An 18,021-nucleotide genomic window follows, 5' to 3' on the forward strand; every position below is an offset into this window, starting at 1 on the left:
TTTCCCGTAATACAGGACTGTGGCCAAAGCCCACGACTTCAGTCGTGAAGGATGTCAGAATAGAGTGTAACGTTCAGTCTCGCGTCACAAGTATCACGGCGAACGTCCCTGCGAGGGTCGAGAAGGCGGCCAGAGCGAGAAACACCGCCGACATCGAACCGTAGGTCCGGACCGTCCCGATAATCGCGGCACCGAGGGCGCCGACGCCAAAAATAGCGAGATACGTGTAGCCGAACGAGAGCCCTCTCGAGCCAGCGAGTGAGTACTTGGCGATAGTTGCTTGGGAGAGCGGTTGCATCGCAAACAGCGCAAAGCCGAGTAGCGCACCAACAATCAACAGCCCCCACAGCCCAGTCCCGGCGGCCGGCACGAACAACAGCGCGAAGGTGGTGAGAAAGACGAGCATCAGCAACATCCCGCGGTCGGGTTCGATGTACTCGGTGAGGCGGCCGCCGAGATACTGCCCGCCGATGCCAATCGTCAGCAGGCCGACGTACAGATACTGTGCGAGATCGAACTCCTCCGCCATCGGGCTGTTGGGGTCAAAGAGCCCGAGACGGGCATCACCGATAGCCGCGGTGAGGAACTCCCCGAGCAATTCGGGGAGGAACGTGACGACGCCGCGGTAGTAGAGCCCGTTGAACGCGACGATGACGAAGACAAGCGCGAAACCAACAGTAAACAACTGCCGCGTCTCGGCGAAAAACTCCGAGAGTGACGACGGCGGCTGTCGTTCCTGGCCTCCATCGGTGACCTCGACGGCTGCAGTTGGGTCGAACTCGATGGATAGCCCCGCAGCTGCAGCGATGAGCGCCGGAATCGCGAGGATAACGGCGACGGTTTGCCACTCGAAGACGAGCAAAAGTAGCGCCGTCAACAGTGGCCCTGCAGCGATACCGACGTTGCCAGCCATGCCGTGATAGGCGAACCCTCGGCCGCGTTCGCGGACCCCGTTGCTGATGAGCGTCAGCCCCGCGGGATGATAGACGCTGGCCGCAGCACCCCAGATCGCGATTGCGATGGTGATGCCGAGGACACCTGGGGCGATGCCCAAGATGAGAAACGAGACGCCCATCCCGGCCAGACAGAGGGTGATGAGCCGGCGGGAGCCGAAACGGTCGACGAGAAGGCCACCGGGAAGTGCACCGACGCCGAAGAGGCCGTAGCCGACGGCGACTGCCGTGCCCAGTACAGCAGTCGTCGTCGAGAATTCGAGCAGCCACACTGTCATCAAAATCGGAATCGATAGCTCGTAGATGTGGACCATCGCGTGGCCAGCCATCACGAACCCGACGATGGAACGGTCGTTGTCGTCCACAGGGAGTGAGACTGCGTGGGGGTCGCAAATATACTCTATTGAGGGTCATTGACAGCACCGGAGGTACGGTGAACAATCGCACCCGAGTATTATCGACCTGTCTACGGCTTCTCCAGCAGCGACATTGAGCTCATATATTTGTATGTTCCAAAATTATATTGCGTGTTGGTGGCTAGTCCCAGCATGGCCGAGTTCGACCCAGTTCCATCAGCAGGGTCCGAAGACGGGTCGCGACGGTGGCAGGAGGGTACGGATACGTTCGGCCGTGTGTATGCCGTCCTTCTCGGAACCTCGACACCGACGCCCTATAGGGAGCTCGCGGAAGCCGCGGCCTGTTCGCCAAACGCCGCCAAGAAGCACTTAGACAGGCTCACTGAGATGGGTATCGCCGATGCTGATACCGATGGCCGACCGGCGAAATACGCGCGCAACGACGGGTATCTCGAATGGCAGGAAGCCAGTCGAATCGCCAACGCTCTCTCGGTCGAAGAAATCCGTGACCGCGTTCAGGAGTTGGAAACCCAACGCGCAACCTACGAGGAACGCTTCGGGACCACGGACCCGGCGACGCTGTCTGCAGTCAATGCCGAAACGCACGACGCTATTCACGACCGTATGGAGGCATTGAGTGACTGGCGGAGTATCGTTCGAGATGTTCGGCTGTACGATCTTGCCCGACGGCTCGCCGAAAACGACGGCCATCTCATCCCGGCATAAATGGGCCCACCAACAGACGCCCCCACTGGAAGGACGGGGCCAGTTGACCGACAAACCCTCCGACTCCTCGAAACACACCTCATCGACGACCCACTAGTGGAGTCGACCAGCATCGACCCCGATCCGTACGAACCACGTCTCCTGCACGCCTCGCTTGATACAGGTCGCTATCCGGAATCGGTAGAGACAGTCCGAATCGACATTCAGTGGTTCACCAGCGGCGATTTTTCGTTTCACTACCTCGAAACCGAGTCGGCAGGTCAGCACTGGGAGTGTCGTTGGGACCGTCATCCCAATGAGCATAACACCCGACTCCACTTTCATATGCCCCCAACCGGGACGAACGTTCGAGACATTCCGGACCTGGCTGAGCATCCGCTCGAAGTGTATTCGACCGTCCTCACAGCAATCGATGAGCGAATCGAGACGCTATGGTCGGAAGGTGAGTGAGGAGGCGTTCCTTGCTAGGGTTTCACTAGGCACTGTATCGCCCGCCTCCCAGTCGAATGAGGGGTTGGTTACTTGTTCTCCAGCGCGTCAAGGATACAGGCAGCGGCGATGACCGCTTCCTTCGGCACGTCGCTTGCGTCGTCGATAGTGACCGTGTAGGCGTCTCGCATCGAGAACTTGCCTTCGATGTCGCCGACGTGGCCACCGTCGGCGTCGAAGATTTCGTATTTGTTCGGGACGAGGTTCGCGGCCGAGAAGAGGTGCCGAAGCGCCGACAGCAGTTTGTTCTTCGACTTGATGGTCGCTAACGCTTCGCCCGTATCGGGGTCGCGAATCGTCCAGTTCTCGACGAACAGTGAGTAATCCTCGTCAAGGACGACGACATCCTCGCCAGTGCCGGAGTCCGTGATGGTGTAGTTGCCCGCGATATCCATGATGCCGCCGGCTTTCACACTGAAGGCATCCGCGTCGTTGCCGGTGACGAAGGGGAACTCCTCTTTCAGTTTGAACATCTTCTGCTTGCCGCGCAGGACGACGTCGCCGGCGCTGTCGCGGACGACGTACTTATTCCGAATCATCGACTGTTTGACCTCATAACGGTCGTCGTTAAGATTGACCGTCGAGATGTCGTAGCGGCCAGCCGATTCGGATGTGGAGGGCTCTGACATGGTCGATAGGTGCGGCACGGTCTGGAAAAAGGCTTCTGTTCAGTGCGAACAGGCCTCTGTTGCTCTGTTGAGATTCTATCATATCGATACCATCTGTAGTGGAACAGTTGCCCAGTACGTGTGCAAACTGAGCGACGAGCATCCGTACGATGACCGCAAGCGAGCATGGCACCGTACCGACTACAGACCGGGATTCTGTCGGAGGTCCGCGATTGGCGTTCCCAGTCAGGAGCTGTTCCATACCGATGGTGGCAGTTGTGGTCAGTAACGCTATACCTACGCTACCTGCTCGCTGTTTTGGAACGTGACGGTCCGTTCGTCCGTTTCTATGGTCATGACGATAGTAATCCAGCCGTTCTGCCGGTCTATCTTCCATGCCTCCTGCAGCGATAGGTCGATACGCTCGGTAGCAGTACGGGAGCCCCCGGCTTCGACCGTGCCGACCTCCTTCTTGCCCTCCCAGACGATGTCGTCCTCAGCGGTATTGTCCTCACCAGCAAAAATCCGGGTGTATACGGTAGTCCCGGTCGCCGTCTCATCTTGGTTGTTGTGTAGCGTCGTCGTGACATCCCGACAGGTCTGCCCGCACTCCTTGATATTATTGATAGTCAACGAGAACGGCGGCGTTTCTGTCGCGGCCCCTCCGGCCCCATCGTTACCCGAGCCGCTATCGGACGGCGTGGCTGTCGGGAAGTCCGAAAGTTCCTCTCCAGAGCCCGTGCCGCCAGGGGCCGGACCCACACCGTAGTAGAACACGGCACCGAGACAGACAGCAAGGACCACAACCACCAGTGCTGAACCGACTGCGTATCTCCGATTCGCCGTGTCTCGTTCTTCAGGCACTACGCAAGGGAAAGACGGCTACCGGGAAGTCTCTGGTGGCCGATTGATACAGAGTCGGTTTCACTCCGGGCGTCATGATACAATCGTCTCCGTCGAATATTGTTCTGCACCCAAAGTCAGTTCCCGTTCGACAACGGTCAGACGCAGTCGGAGCGTTTATTCGCCCCCCAGTCACACGAGGTGGTTGTGCATCCGACGGCGGCCGAGGGGGCAGCGCCAGAGCGTTCGGCAATCGTCCGATACCGTGGAAAGGTGTCCCGAACACGCGCCAGCGTCTCGTCACGCAACGCCAGATCCAGCGTCGCGACTATTGCGAGATGGCCATGCCGCTTGAGTTCGCGCATCCTGTGCCTCATGGACGTGAAACTCAGTAATCGTCGATTCGCCAGCGGCGCGGGCTAACTCACCGGCCTTGTACAGGAGACTGAGTGCCTGCCGGGCACTCCCCGTATCTAGTGCTGATAACGCCGCACACAGCGAAATTACGCCTGACGCGGTCGCACCGTCGTACAAAGCGCCCTCAACGCGTCGCTGTAGAATCTCTTCCAGTTCCAGCGCTTGATATGGCGGAAAATGACTCTCTTGCTCGCAGAACGTGTTTTTGACCTTCGGGGAAAGCTCATCACGGAACCCGAAATCATTGCTAATCCCGACTACGCACGGTTTGACCGGAGTGAGAGAGTACGTTTCGTGTGCTTTTCCACCGTACGCGGCCGGGTGCAGACACATACACACAGAGTAGATTTCGTGTGCTTTCACCCCGTGTGTTCGGCGATCTCCGACCGGGTTTCTAACACGATTTCTGGGTCAAGATCCAATTCGTATTCGTAGTACTGGCCACCACTCAGTCCCTTGTTCTGCTCATGTCTGTGGAGAAATCCCAGCATGTGGAGATCCGAGAGGTGGTCCTGGATGCTTTTCAGAGTCGATAGCGGCGTGGCGGCGTGTGAGTCAGCGACCTGCTCGTACGTTCGTTGAATCTCCTTCGAGCGGGCCGGAACAGCACCGCTGGTCTGGAGGTTCGCGATCGCTTCCAAGATGTACTGGGCGTGTTCCGTCTGATCGCGGATCTTGTTCTCTAACCGACCGCGCTGTACCCGTTCCCGTGCGGCCTCGATGTGGTCGTCCGTGACCGGCGTCGCACCATTCTGTTCGGCTAATTCCGCGCCGACGCGGAGTAAATCGAGCGCCTGCCGGGCGTTCCCCATGTCCTGTGCGGCCAGCGCGGCCGCCTTTGCAATCGCCGACGTATCGCAGGCCCCCTCCACGAAAGCGCGTTCCGCTCGATGCGCTAAGATCTCCCGCAATTCTTGGGCGTCGTACGGGCTGAAAGAGATCTCGGTCTCCATCAGCGTATCTTTGACCTTCGGCGAGAGCGTCCGCCGAAAGGTGTAGTCGTTACTGATTCCGACCACACCGACCTTTGCATCTGAGACGTGACCGTTCGCTCGCGCACGTGGCAGTTCGTACAATAGCGTGTTCGCCTCCTCCAGATGATCGATTTCGTCGAAGACGACGAGGTGTGTTCCACCCAGACGGTCGAACTGTCGGTACAGCTCGTCGAAGGCGTCCCCGGTCCCGAGCCCTCGCTTCGGGAAGCGACTGGCATGCTCCGGGAGCAACTCGTTGACAAGGCCGCGAACGACCATGAACAGCGTCCGCCCGTTACAGTTGATTGTATGGATGTGGAGGTCGTCTGCCGCCTTTCGCGTCGTTACCTCTTCGCGCAGCTCATCCATCATGTACTTCGTGACTGCTGTCTTCCCGAGTCCGGCCTTCCCGTACACGAAGATGTTCTCTGGCTCCCGGCCGAACAGCACGTCCTGAAGTGCGTGGCTGTACGCCTCGATCTCTTCGTCTCGTTCGAGAATCGTCTCCGGTTGGTAGCTTTCTGTGAGAACCGCCTTGTCCGCAAATACCGTCTCAGTGAGATCATCGAACGGGCCACCCATGGATATCGTATTCAACTCGACATAGACATATAAAACCAAGCGTTGTTTGTTTCGTATGCTACTATGGAAATCGATTGAAGCCAGAAATATCGGTTACGTCGCCCTCATTTTGTGAATAACATATAGGAAAGCACACGAAACGTACTCTCTCACTCCCTGCCAATCCCGTCATCACAACCAGCGTGGAAAGCAAACGAAATCCACTCTCCACGTGATACTCCCAAGGCTATCGCTGACCGAAAGCACACGAAACGTACTCTCTCTTACCGACCCTCGCAAGCCGGGCGACGTCGCCGATCAACTTGAGCGAGCGGGAGCTGCAGCCGAACTTGAATCCGATCCGCTCCAGCGACAGACAGCAGCTCGATAGTATTGTTGATACACCCGAACGGTACTGCCGAACCACTCCACCGTTTCGAGTGAAGCGATGGAATATCGCGATGTCTCCCACGAATTGGGAGAATTCGAAATCGGCAAACACCACACTGTGTCGTGTGTTCACAGAACCGATGACCAAGGAGACAATCGAATGCGTCGATCCCCATAATTGGTACCTGGCTTTCTCATCGGTCTATCCTATACCCAACTTCACTTGAAACAGTGGAGTGTCTCTGCTAGTATTCCCCACGAGGGACCACCGAATATGAGATTCCTCGGTAAATTCCAGGTACCATACCGAGACCACTACACTGGGGCAGCTTCAGTTGAAACGGTGGAGTGTCTTTGTGGTTCAAACGGCGGCTCACACTTCCAGCCATCCCAGACGAACCACCGATACTCTGCCGTACCAATCCATTGGTGAGGGTGTGGAGGGCAGTAGCGTCAAGTTCGGCGAACCGACCATTGTCCACACACCAGACGGCCGCCAGAGTCCGAGTGGCTGATGGACGAGTGCGACCGTTCGAACCTGGGAGTGTGTTTAACCAACAGACGGAGCACACTGTTGGTTAAGAAGAAGGAGGACAATCAAGCACAACCGCGCTGTCCACGCTACCTTCGGTCAAGGTGATACTCAGAGAATCGTCGCAGTCTCATTAGGGTCGTCTGTAGCCGAAATCAGTTCGAGCTTTTCATCGAAATCACTCTCCATGAGCCATTATTGAAAGGACATACTCCCGACTGCCCGATTCAGTGTCTCCCTGCCGCATGGCGAATTCTTCCGCAGCAATCGTCGCGGGCATCTGTCGAGAGGCTCCGGATGGGCGGTCGCATCACGAATAATCTTCGAGGTCCGTTCTTGTATCGCCTGCCGTACAATGGCCTGACATCGAAATATCCCTCTCCGATCAGATCGCCATGTTTGTTGACTGCCTGTAGCAACCCTTCGATACGGCCGCTGGTGGGTGCTTAAGACTCTCACGTCGATTCCCTCACCCCACCATCAGCTCGTGGCAACTCTGGGAGGCGACCATCTGGCGTTGGAACTATAAGGTTCCTGATTTCAATATCGACACGGCAGAGAAGTTTACACCGCTCAACAGGGGCTTTATGTTGGTCTGGGCAGGTGCACTCCTTGCGAACGACATCAATGCGATAGACGTTGCCAGACTGCGACTGGAGTGTGTAAACGCTGCCCGAACGACGGAGTATGACCGGCATCTGCTCCGTTGGTGCAGGTTTTGTTCACCAGCAAATTCGATCGGTTTCGACAATGAACCAATTCACGACCGACTAAATCTCGAAATCGTCCCGACGATTTGTTAGTGCGGGACGGACCCGTGGTTTGCCGCGTTCGTCCTCGCCCATGCTAGCGGGGTCCTAGCTATTCCCATCGGTTCCGCCCCACCGATAGGTTAGCAGGTACTCCGATTTGTCGTCGTTCGCTGCCGATTTTTCGAGTGTGACTGGTGTGTTGAGTCCGTCTGCTAACCCGACTGCGATTACCGACGCGACCGGGTGGTCGAATCGATCAAGCGTGCCATATACAGTGTCGTCGGTAGCGACCGTCAAACGCGATTCATCTGGATCCAACTCTGGCGTGGCACTGTCTACGAGTTCGAACTGCTCGACGAGCGCATCGCTCAGTTGGGTTGCGATTGCCTCCGGGGTTTCAGCAGCCGGTCCGGACCGTGCCGCCTCGAACGCCTCAAAAAGTGGCCCGCCGCTTGGTGTGAACGCAACACCGCGCGTGTCGTCGGTCTCTGTGACCACGATAGAGTCTGCCAGTGCCGCGTCCTCTGGGATTGAATACGCCTCACTTTGGGGAACGAAGAGGCGGACTGGATCGCCACCGCTCTCCGTGGGTACATATAGGCGGGTCTCGGAGAGGCCAAGTTCGTCTACCAGAGCCGCTTCGTTGCCGGCGAGCGCCGCGTAAACATCGCGACCGACATCGGCAGAGACGAAGCGTTCCGGCGTGAGGTAGTAAGTGAGCACTGCTCCGAACAGCCCGATGCCACCGAGGGCGAACAGGACATCACGTGCACCTGGAAGCAGTACGCCCGCTGCTGCAGCGAGCAGTCCGATGAGACCCAATCCGAGGGCAGTTCGCTGGTATTGGGCCTGTTTTGCGCGAGTGTAGGATTCTCGGAGCTCTTCATTCTCTTCGGTGATGACTTCGAGTTGTGTGCGTAACTCGGCGATGGATTCGTCGCCATCTTTGTTGCCATCAGCGTCCGGGTCGAGTCGGCCTTTCATACTCATCGGTGAAACAGATGTGTCTCGTCGCTAGCAGACGGCTGGAGTCGGTATCGGATTACAGTACCGTTTTCCGGCTCCACCGAAGCCCGTACCAGTCGTGGGTCGTTCGATTCTCTTCTAGTCCTCATTGAGATGTCCGAGTTTCAGCAGGAGTGAGCGATGGAGTATATACGAGCCAAGACCGGCCACGAGTAGCAAAACGATTCCGGCGGCGATAAGGCCGCCCACCTCGGCGATGAGGAGCACCGATGCGCCGCCGACGCAGATTATAGCTACGAACAGGGCGGTATCGACGATGGTCGTCGTGTCTCGCCCGCCAAGGATGTCCGCAAGGAGCGGCGTCACGATCGCGGCTTCGGCCGGGAGCATCGTCGTGAGCGCGGCGTCGGCTGGCAGCACCACAAGCAGCGCGAGCTGCGCGATTGCGACGGGAACGATGGGCGGCCACAGCAGCCACGCCGCGGCGACGAACACCCACGCGGCTACTCCGCCGAAGCCGCCAAGCCACCAGAACGCCGCGAGGATAGCGAGAAGCGCCAGCCCCCCGAGAATCGGTGCGTCGGTCCGCCACCGGATTGCCTCCAGCCAAGAGCGACTATCGCTGGTTGTTGACCCCTGTTCAGGGTCCCGTTCGTCGGTTGCTTGTGCGGTCATTGGTTCGCTCGACGCGTTGCTTTGCCGGCGGCGAGGACGGTTGTGAGTCGATCAGCCGGTCCGACTTCGTAGGCGTTGACGCGCGATACTCCGGCGAGGTCCCGCCGAAACGCTTCAAACTCTGTGTATCGACGATAGGCGTCATCAATTTCAGTTAGTGTTCGAGAGTCATACAGCACACTCGGGGTGATGAACGCCACAACGTGGCCGTCTCCACCGCGGGCCGCTTTCACGGTCTCTAGTAGCTCCGTTCGATGCTCGTCGTCGCTAATGATGATCGTTCGCGCCCCACTGTCTTGGGTTGTCGACGCGACTCGCACTGCACCGAACAGCGGTTCATCAACGATGCGCTGGACGTACTGCTCGGCGTCGGCGAAGAACGGCCGCAAACGCCTCTCGAAGTCCGTCTCCCCCGACAGTAGTTGTGCTGTTCGACGAGCTTCGCCCGGATTGAGCACCTGGGTGCCGGACTGGCTTCCCATACCGTTCCCCGACTCGTCTGCCGTGGTCGGTTCGAGAGTTCGAAGCGTTCGGGCGACCGCCCGATACTGGTCGTCGTCTGAACTCGCGCTGAACGCGTTGGTGACGCCCTCATCACCGACGGTGTAACAGGCAAGCGGATCGCCGAGTTCACGCGTACTCTTGACGAGTGCTAGCGCCACTTGGCGAGCGAAGTCGAGTTTGCGCCGACCCCCCTGTCCAGCCCCCATTGTCGCTCGGTGGTCGACGACGAGCAGCGTCTTGTAGTCCTGCTCGGCTTCGAACTCACGGATATGCGGTTCGTCCAGTCGGGCCGTGGCCTTCCAATCGATTCGCCTGAAGGTATCACCCGGCGTGTATCGACGCACCTCTGCGGGGGTGAGACCGCTGCCAGTGCGCCCGCCTTCGTGTTCACCGAACCCGGCGGTGAGACGGGTGCCACCTTCGCCGACGTGGATATCGTGCGGTGTCCGCGGTTCGACAGTCACAGATGGTGTCGACCCAACGGTTGTGCTTTGTCGAAATAGGCCGAGTGAGTCCCTCACCGTGACTGTCGGTTGGTCGAATTGAAAACGCCCAGCGATCGGCCAATTCACTTCGAAGCTTGCTTGAGTGAGGTTCTCATCGGGACCGAGTACGCAGGCGATGGTCTCCCCGGTGGCTCCTGTCGGCGGTGACACGGCCACCCGAACCGAGAGCCCCGCTGGGCGTTCGCTCGTTACGTGCAGCGTGCCGAGCGATGTCTCCTCGGCGACGACACGCGACCTATCGAGTTCCAGATCGATGGTGATCCGCCCGACCGTCCCGTCGACGCTACGCACGAACCGATACTGGCGAACGAGGAGCCACGCCGCGATACTCACTGCTCCGACGAGCAGAATCGCTTGCTCCAAGACGATGGCCCAAGCAACCATCACCGCCACGATGGCTGCAACAGCCCAGTATCGACGCGTGACCCGCATCTATTCACCCCTCTGATGGCGCGACGTTAATTTGTTGGTACTTCATTTCCATCGACGAGACGGCTTTCAGTCGATCGATGCTTCCTCCGAATCCCCACTGGGTTCCGGTTGGGCCACCGTGCCGTCCGGCGTCGGCACCGACGACCGGATCTGTTCGATGATTGACTCGGGACTCACGTCTCCGAGTTCGGCGTCTGTCGTGAGTACCAGACGGTGCCGGAACACCGGACCGACTAACCGCTTGATATCGTCGCTGGTGACGTACTCTCGACCGCGAACTGCGGCCCGTGCTTTGGCCGTCTGGAGTAACGCCAGCGACCCTCGAGGGGAAACACCATGTGCGACATCCGAGTGCTCTCGTGAGGCGGTGACGAGATCCAGAATATACTCGTGAACCATCGACTCGACGTTGACCTCGGTGACCATTTCACGCGCTTCGAGGATTTCCGCTGGAGACGTCACGGCCTCGATGTCGTCGGCGGTCATCGTTGGTGCGCTGTCGAATCGGGTTAGCATCTCGCGTTCGGTGTCAGGTTCCGGGAGTTCGACCTGGAGCTTGAACTGAAACCGGTCGCGTTGGGCCTCCGGCAGTTCGAACGTTCCCTCCATCTCGATTGGGTTCTGGGTCGCAACGACCAGAAACGGCGTCGGCAACGCAAGGGTCTCGCTTTCGATTGAGACGTGTTCTTCGGCCATCGCCTCCAGAAGCGCCGACTGGGTCTTCGGCGTGGCGCGATTGATCTCGTCGGCGACGACGACGTTCGCAAAGATCGGCCCTTTCTGCAGTTCGAAGGTGCCGGCCTGCTCTCGATAAACGTTCGTCCCGGTGATATCTGCGGGAAGGGTATCGGGCGTCATCTGAATTCGATTGTACGACAGGCCGCTGGCTCGTGCGAATGCGTTAGCTAACGTCGTTTTTGCCACCCCGGGCACCCCTTCAAGCAGTACGTGCCCACGGCTCAGCAGCGAAACCGTGAGATACTCGATCTGCTCGTCCATGCCGACAAGAACTGTCGACATCTCGGCTGCGATGTCGTCGGCGAGCGCGGCGGGGTCAGTCATTGCTCCCTCCTTTTCGACGCCGTTCCATCAAACTGTCCGTCACCCGCTCGATTCGGTCGCTATCCCACTCCGGATGTCGACGCCGGAGTGAGGCCGCGATGTCGGTCTCGGACAGCCCCGGTGAGTCAGGCCGTCCCGACCGTCGCCCGCGAAGGCGTCTGACAAGCCCGACCGGCTGTAGTGCGACCGTAACCACTAGCACGGACAGCGCTCCGGCGATGAACGCGGCCACCCCGGAGTCCTGAAGCAGCAAGCGAGCGGTCACGAGCGGCGGCAGTGCGGTACTATGTGAGACATCGAGCACTACGCGGTCGTGGCTTTCGACGAGTACTTGGAGGAAGGCAGCGTTATCGCTCCGGTCGAGCATCGAATTGAGGAACACGCTGGGGTCGCTGACCACGATGACGCGGCCCTCCCCGACCGACTCAATGGTCACAACCGGCCGCTGGCGGAGCGTCTCTGCGTCGTCGAGTGCGCCGTTTCGGTTCGTGTCCAGATAGCTGAACTCCGAGGAGGCGAACAGGGTTGTGGCGTTACCGGCATCGATAGTGCTGCCGTGGTTGAGCATGAGTCCATCCACACCGTCGGTGTAGGTGTGATTCGTGACTGGATTTGCCCGGGGGAAATCGGGGCTGGGCCCGGCGCGCTGTTCGTCTCGCAGCGGCGTTCCGTTGATGCGTGCGTCCGCCCCGACGCCATCGAGCAACTGGTTTCCATGTTGGCCGTAATCCTCCGCGACGAGGAGCGTCCCTCCCGACCGAACGAAGGAGCGAACAGCCTGTCCATCACTTCCGTACGCATCTGACGGCGAGAGGACAACGGCTAGCGTCCCCTCTGGGGTGGCAGCCTCATAGGCACTGACGTTCTGTGCGACTGTCGGCTCCGCGCCAGCGGATTCGGCGGCTGATCGGATCTCGGAGGTGCCGTCCCAATCGGCGTTGTACACGCCAAGTGACGCCGACGAGGTTCCAGCGAGTACAATCAACGTGATGGCGAGTGTTCCGGCAAGCCCCACCAACAGTAGTCGGGGATACGAGTAGTCCTCAAGCACGATTAGACCACCCCCGATGGAAGGATTTCGAGGATCCGACGCACGACGATGTAGCCGAAGGCGGCCAATCCGAGTGCGATAAGCCATTTCAGCCGGCGCCGCCAGCGTGGCCTCACGGCGAAGGGTGCAGTCAGTTCGGTAACGACGAGAAAGCCAATGAGGGAGATAACGAAGAACAGTTCATACGAGAGTGATTCAAGGAGCGTCAATACGAGCACGGTAGCTAACATCCACGCGAGATGGCCTGTGATGAACTGCTGTCGCCGCCGTGTCGGCATTGTCGGCACCTCGAAGTGCGGGGGTTTGTACCTGTCGTCTCGAACAAAAGGTTCATCGCCGCGGCTCTCCGCTGCTACGATATGTGGCCATGGGGACATCTGGCCGTTGGCTACCTTCTCTGTAGCCTCTGGATGCGGAGTCGATACCGGCAGCCACCAGCTGCCGGCGTGGCTATCGCGCTCGCGTTTGGCACCCAGTTCCCGGACCTGATCGACAAACCGTTGGCATGGCATCTCAGTGTGCTCCCATCCGGTCGCACGGGCGCCCATTCGTTGCTCGTCGCAATCCCACTCATCGTCTGTCTCATCTTCCTGTTAGACCGCATTGAGCGACGTTCTATTGGTCTCTGGTTCGGCATCGGGTATCTCGCTCACGTCTTTTCCGATGGCCTGTATGCGCTTCTCGATGGACACTACGCCGACTTAGGGTATCTACTGTGGCCTGTTACCTCCGTGCCGGAGTACGAGGAGTCTGCGGGCATCATCGCACACTTTGTTGCCGCCGAATTGACGCCTCGGATACTCGGTGAATTTGGACTTTTCACACTTGCTGCTGTCTTGTGGGTCGCAGACGGGATGCCCGGCCTTCGACTCCTCGGTCACCTGATTCGTCGTAGTGTCGCGTTCGTTAACGACACCGCTGCAGGATAACGCACGTTCTTTTACCGTTGCAGTCGTGGGCTTCCTTTTGGGCAGGTATGGACCACCCTAGGGCAAGCCCCGAGGTGTGGACCTCCCTATCCGTGTAGACGGCACATAACGAAGCCTGCCGTTCCTCATAATACGTCTATGACGGGACTCACACACCGTGGCGAACGGCTGTCTGAACCGACTACCAGGTCGTTCGACGACGGAGGCAACAGTCCCGAATGTCTCTGAGGGAATACGTTACTGGAGTAGTGGGTCAAGGTGATACCGTCGCCTCTGACCCTGAGGACATCTCCAAGATGATCCCGGTTCGGCAAGCAGTGTTAACTGCAGGACTGTGTGCCATCGCGGGCTCGACAGCGACGGTACCACTGTATACGACGTTTTGGTGGTGGGATTTACTGGCGCACGGACTGGCCGGTGGGGCAATTGCGGCTACTGGACGGCTGTTTCGACTCACTGATGGCGCTGTCGTCTCGATTGTGGTGCTGATCGCTGTCGGTTGGGAACTGATTGAGCCGCACATTCCCACCCCGATATTTCGAATTACGTTCCAAACGGGTGATGCGCCTTCGGACATCGTAGCAACTGTCGTCGGTGGGGGCATCGTTATCGCGATGCTTCAGATTCAGCGTTCGTGGAACAGCCGCTGAATTCGAAAAACGAGGAATCGAGTCGGATGTTTCCGGTGTGTCAGCCCGCGAAGCCGGAGGGTTTACTGGCGGCGCATAGCCAGTAGAGCGGCCGCGAGCAGCGCGATGAGCGCGACGATAGCGCCGAAGCCGGGCAGCGTCTCGGAGTCGGTTTCCGTTGGCGTGTCGTCCGGCGTGTCTGTCGTTATGTCATCGGTCGTGTCGGTTTCAGTCGGCGTCGCCGTCAGTTCAGTCGGTGTTGGCGTGGGCTCCGACGGCGTCGGCGTGGTCTCTTCTTCCTGTGGTGCCGTCACGGCGAACAGCGAGAAGCCGGGCGTTTCGGCTTCGAGTAGCACTGATTCGTCATCCGAGGAAATCACGGACGTGTTCAGATCCTCCCACTCCTCGGACGTGTCGTTGTAACGAGTAATGACGAGCTCCTCAGCGGAGGCGTTGAACTCGGCGAGCTGACTTGCGTTCACTCGCATTTGAACCGTCGCACTACGGTTCCGCTCGGACTCGGGAACCGTGATTTGCGTCGATTGGACGACGCTCCCATTGGGTTGAGTGATATTGCGTGGTACTCGGGTCAGGTCCTCAACGGATACGTTTCCGGTCGCGCTCTCGTTGCTGAAGGTGATGTTCGTAACCGACACGTTCCGGAATCCAACGCGGAGCCCGGGTTGGTCAGGGGCTTCATCGGCTAACTGCCGTGTCTCGTTGACAGCCACCTGGGCCGGTTCAAGATCAACAAGGACCATGCCGACATCGAAGTCGTTGTTGATTTTGAGGTTGTAGGCACCGGATTCGTTGAACGTGTTGTTCAGGTGCACCGTTTCGGACGCCCCTTCATCGATATCGACGGTCTGCTCGTCGAGGGTGACACCACGAGTCGTTAGTCGTGCGTCGAAGTCACCGTCGGCATCGCCGGTGTTCTCGATAGTGACGTTCACACCAACGGTATCACCGCTTTCGATTACCGTTTCATTGATCGTTGCATCGGTGATGTCGAACTCTGCGGAGGGGGACGGAGCGGCGCCGCCACCGCCGCCACCGCCGCTGCCAGTGTTTCCATCATTATTCCCATTGTTATCGTCAGGGTCATCACCGGTGTCTCCATCGCCACCGCCACTCGGATCCGACAGCGTAATGGTGTCCGTATTCGTGCTCATCCTCTGCTCATTACCATCAGGTGACGAAAGCACGACATAGCGGTAATCACCGGTGGAGAAATCTTCATTCGTTTCAACGGTGACCTCCGCGTTTGCGCTTCTGTCGTTTACCACAGTTACCGAGGCGTCAATGGTTTGGTAGCTCTTGGGATCACCAATTTTGATCGCTTGCGTGTTGGGATCGTCGGTGCCAGCTTCATCCGCGAGGAAGTCGATGATACTTGCTACACTTCCAGGCTGACTGACGCGCCCATCAGTGAGTTCGTGTCCGTTAATTGTTGTTCCGGGTTCCACATCAGCTACACCGTTGACATCCTTGATCGAATGCTTTAGCTGGATGTCATCGGACGCCGAGAAGTCCGGGCCCAGTTCGGATTCGTCGACGACTACTTCGAAGCGAGATTCTTCGAATGTAGAGGCGTCATAAACCGCAACAGCATGTGTAACGTCTTCTTTTTCGTTGAAGGCTTCCGCGTCAATATCGAACGTGATGTCCTCGCCGGGGTTGGGATTCGAAGGAGAGATAGAATTTACCGTTGTCTTGGCCTCCTGAACGGCAAGGTGGTCCACACCGATAATGACAGTATCCCCTTCAACAGAGGAAATATCTCCCGAATTGATTTGGAATCCTTTCCCATCTTCTACGACGGCAGCGAATATTATCCAATTCCCGGGATTTTGGAATGTTTCAGGAATACTGGCCTTGCCGTTCTCTAGACTTGTTGTAGTTATATCCTTAAATGAGGCATTTTTGTTCGCTTTGTCGATACTGGAGAACAGATCCATTGCGCCTTGCGTCGTTTCTGGAACACTCTTACCGTCTTGTGGTGTAAGGCGAGCGGCAACGAATTGGACATTTTCCTCGTTGTCAAGATTCCCGTATGTGGCCTTCTCCTGATCAAATTCTATCGTGACATCCTCTTTCGTCGAGTGGACACCGATCGGGTTTGGAGTAGTCCCGTGATACCACGTCAGCTCTTCTTGAGTCCCATCCGAACTTTCCCCGAACACTCCTCCATACTCTCCGTGTGGTGGTGTTATTTTTGTAGCCGCGGTCGTATCGTCCGTTCGAAGAGTGAAGGCAGCGCGTTCCCACCCCTGTATTTTACCATCGTTACTGATCTCATATACCTCATCGTCATCAATACTGCTTGGGTTATTCTGTGCGGCAACTATCCCTGCCCCCAGCACGCTGAGAACCATCAGAGAACTGAGTAAGAGGGCCAAGCCGCGATTCTGTCTACTCATGGGCTTACTCCGACATCAAATCACTCAGTAAAGAAGGTTTTCCTCAGCCGATGGGTTCTGAAAATCGGTCAATGCGAACGTTTTTTCATCAACTCTCGCTGAATGTGGGGGTTCAGAAATCTGTAACGTATACTATCACCGACGACGGAAAATGGCGAACGCACCCACTATAGCCATAGAAGCCAATAGTGCGCTAAACCCCGGCCCATCAGCATCGGTTGTCGCTGTTTGTGTTGCGGTAGACGGCTCTATGACACTGGAGTTATCCGTCGTAGTCGGCGAAGTACTCGGTGTGTTGTCAGTTGGTGTTGCAGTCGGCGCGGGCGTCATCGTCAGCGTCGGGGTCGCCTCGATCGTCGATGTCACAGTTGGGGTTGTGGCAGGTGTCGTCGGCGTTGCTGTACTATTGTCTGGCTCCGACCCTGTCGATCCCCCTGGGTTGGAGTCAGCGGGCGTTTCGGTGGCAGCGGTTGTGACCTCAAACGACGTGGATTCACTAACACCGAGTATCTCGTCGCGTTTCCGGACCTCTTTCTCTCCACGGACGGCCGCATACACGTTGTAACTCTGTGTCTCAAGATCGTCCGTCGACACTGTGGCCGTATACGTTCCGTCGTCGGCTTGACTCATCTGCTCACGGACTGCGATGTCCTCGTTGCCGATGACGAACTCCACTCGGTCGAACGACGAGTGTTTCTCGATGGAACGTTCAGAGGCCGACGCCTCGATGGTAATTGATTCCCCTTGTTCGACGGTTTCAGGAGCGGAAACTGCGATATCGTACCCCTGAACAATGACTGGTTGGACAGTTTGTGCTGTTCCTTCGCTCTGAATCGTGATAGCATACGTCCCCGCTACTTCGGGGATGTAGTCGATGGTGTAGCTTACATCGCCCGCTGACCGTTTACTGCTGATTATCTGGTTTTCTGGGCCACGAAAGATAATATCGTAACTCGCCCCATCGGGAACCGATGTTTGCACCGAAATCGCTTCATCTGACGTGATTGGGGTTATTGAACTGACAGTGTACTCGGTACCTTCGTAGGTCGTTGTCTCGGATGGCGTATCCATCGAGGGGTCGGCTGTGATGCCGTACTCGGTCGCGGCCAGGCCCGTTATCGGGATGACGACCAACATCAACGCAAGCAGCAGTGGAGGGACGATGGAGCGGAGACTAGACATATCTGGGTTCTCGGCACTTTCCTACTCAATCTTTGGGGTTTCGATACCGCTGTGTCCAAACAAT

General features: G+C 57.9%; 17 protein-coding genes. 4 read left to right on the forward strand and 13 right to left on the reverse strand.

Going from position 1 to position 18,021, the window contains the following annotated elements:
- Positions 1-73: 73 nt before the first annotated feature.
- Complete coding sequence (locus HWX69_RS14465; protein WP_348643028.1) at positions 74-1,318, reverse strand: MFS transporter; 1,245 nt, start codon at positions 1,316-1,318, stop codon at positions 74-76.
- A gap of 183 nt (positions 1,319-1,501) precedes the next feature.
- On the opposite strand from HWX69_RS14465, the gene HWX69_RS14470 reads away from it, so the two are divergent.
- Both HWX69_RS14470 and HWX69_RS18395 read left to right on the forward strand, forming a co-directional pair.
- A complete protein-coding gene (locus HWX69_RS14470; RefSeq protein ID WP_178917773.1) occupies positions 1,502-2,035 on the forward strand; it encodes a DUF7342 family protein in 534 nt (177 codons plus the stop codon).
- On the forward strand, positions 2,036-2,485 hold the full coding sequence (locus HWX69_RS18395) for a hypothetical protein (protein WP_348643029.1): 450 nt from the start codon (positions 2,036-2,038) through the stop codon (positions 2,483-2,485). It begins immediately after the preceding gene.
- A gap of 68 nt (positions 2,486-2,553) precedes the next feature.
- On the opposite strand, the gene HWX69_RS14475 is transcribed toward HWX69_RS18395, so the two are convergent.
- The 10 genes from HWX69_RS14475 to HWX69_RS14515 all read right to left on the reverse strand — a co-directional run bounded on the left by HWX69_RS14475 (position 2,554) and on the right by HWX69_RS14515 (position 13,075).
- Positions 2,554-3,153: an LURP-one-related/scramblase family protein gene (locus HWX69_RS14475; RefSeq protein ID WP_178917774.1), complete on the reverse strand. Its 600-nt coding sequence runs from the start codon at positions 3,151-3,153 to the stop codon at positions 2,554-2,556.
- A gap of 276 nt (positions 3,154-3,429) precedes the next feature.
- Positions 3,430-3,996: a hypothetical protein gene (locus HWX69_RS14480; protein ID WP_178917775.1), complete on the reverse strand. Its 567-nt coding sequence runs from the start codon at positions 3,994-3,996 to the stop codon at positions 3,430-3,432.
- Positions 3,997-4,275: 279 nt separating this feature from the next.
- Positions 4,276-4,725: a hypothetical protein gene (locus tag HWX69_RS18440; protein WP_394353464.1), complete on the reverse strand. Its 450-nt coding sequence runs from the start codon at positions 4,723-4,725 to the stop codon at positions 4,276-4,278.
- A gap of 26 nt (positions 4,726-4,751) precedes the next feature.
- On the reverse strand, positions 4,752-5,948 hold the full coding sequence (locus tag HWX69_RS14485; protein ID WP_178917776.1) for an orc1/cdc6 family replication initiation protein: 1,197 nt from the start codon (positions 5,946-5,948) through the stop codon (positions 4,752-4,754).
- A gap of 1,758 nt (positions 5,949-7,706) precedes the next feature.
- Positions 7,707-8,585: a hypothetical protein gene (locus HWX69_RS14490; protein ID WP_178917777.1), complete on the reverse strand. Its 879-nt coding sequence runs from the start codon at positions 8,583-8,585 to the stop codon at positions 7,707-7,709.
- Between the two features lie 120 nt (positions 8,586-8,705).
- Complete coding sequence (locus HWX69_RS14495) at positions 8,706-9,242, reverse strand: hypothetical protein (RefSeq protein WP_178917778.1); 537 nt, start codon at positions 9,240-9,242, stop codon at positions 8,706-8,708.
- Entirely contained in the window at positions 9,239-10,684 is a 1,446-nt protein-coding gene (locus tag HWX69_RS14500; RefSeq protein WP_178917779.1) for a DUF58 domain-containing protein, read from the reverse strand. Before HWX69_RS14500 ends, HWX69_RS14495 begins: the two co-directional genes overlap by 4 nt.
- A 66-nt stretch (positions 10,685-10,750) precedes the next feature.
- Positions 10,751-11,746, reverse strand: a complete 996-nt coding sequence (locus tag HWX69_RS14505; RefSeq protein ID WP_178917780.1) for an AAA family ATPase — start codon at positions 11,744-11,746, stop codon at positions 10,751-10,753.
- On the reverse strand, positions 11,739-12,797 hold the full coding sequence (locus tag HWX69_RS14510; RefSeq protein WP_178917781.1) for a DUF4350 domain-containing protein: 1,059 nt from the start codon (positions 12,795-12,797) through the stop codon (positions 11,739-11,741). The genes HWX69_RS14505 and HWX69_RS14510 overlap by 8 nt, the downstream gene beginning before the upstream one ends.
- A 2-nt stretch (positions 12,798-12,799) precedes the next feature.
- The gene (locus HWX69_RS14515; RefSeq protein ID WP_178917782.1) at positions 12,800-13,075 is read right to left on the reverse strand and encodes a hypothetical protein; all 276 of its coding nucleotides are present in this window, start codon (positions 13,073-13,075) and stop codon (positions 12,800-12,802) included.
- A 132-nt stretch (positions 13,076-13,207) separates the two neighbouring features.
- On the opposite strand from HWX69_RS14515, the gene HWX69_RS14520 reads away from it, so the two are divergent.
- Positions 13,208-13,726, forward strand: a complete 519-nt coding sequence (locus HWX69_RS14520) for a metal-dependent hydrolase (RefSeq protein ID WP_246286579.1) — start codon at positions 13,208-13,210, stop codon at positions 13,724-13,726.
- A gap of 218 nt (positions 13,727-13,944) precedes the next feature.
- On the forward strand, positions 13,945-14,376 hold the full coding sequence (locus HWX69_RS14525; protein ID WP_178917784.1) for a hypothetical protein: 432 nt from the start codon (positions 13,945-13,947) through the stop codon (positions 14,374-14,376).
- Between the two features lie 62 nt (positions 14,377-14,438).
- Here HWX69_RS14525 and HWX69_RS14530 read toward each other — a convergent pair whose 3' ends face one another.
- Positions 14,439-16,775: a PGF-pre-PGF domain-containing protein gene (locus tag HWX69_RS14530; RefSeq protein WP_178917785.1), complete on the reverse strand. Its 2,337-nt coding sequence runs from the start codon at positions 16,773-16,775 to the stop codon at positions 14,439-14,441.
- 135 nt (positions 16,776-16,910) lie between these two features.
- Positions 16,911-17,957, reverse strand: a complete 1,047-nt coding sequence (locus HWX69_RS14535; RefSeq protein ID WP_178917786.1) for a hypothetical protein — start codon at positions 17,955-17,957, stop codon at positions 16,911-16,913.
- Positions 17,958-18,021 lie beyond the last annotated feature (64 nt).

It is taken from the genome of Natronomonas gomsonensis (assembly GCF_013391635.1).
Taxonomy (GTDB): domain Archaea; phylum Halobacteriota; class Halobacteria; order Halobacteriales; family Haloarculaceae; genus Natronomonas; species Natronomonas gomsonensis_A.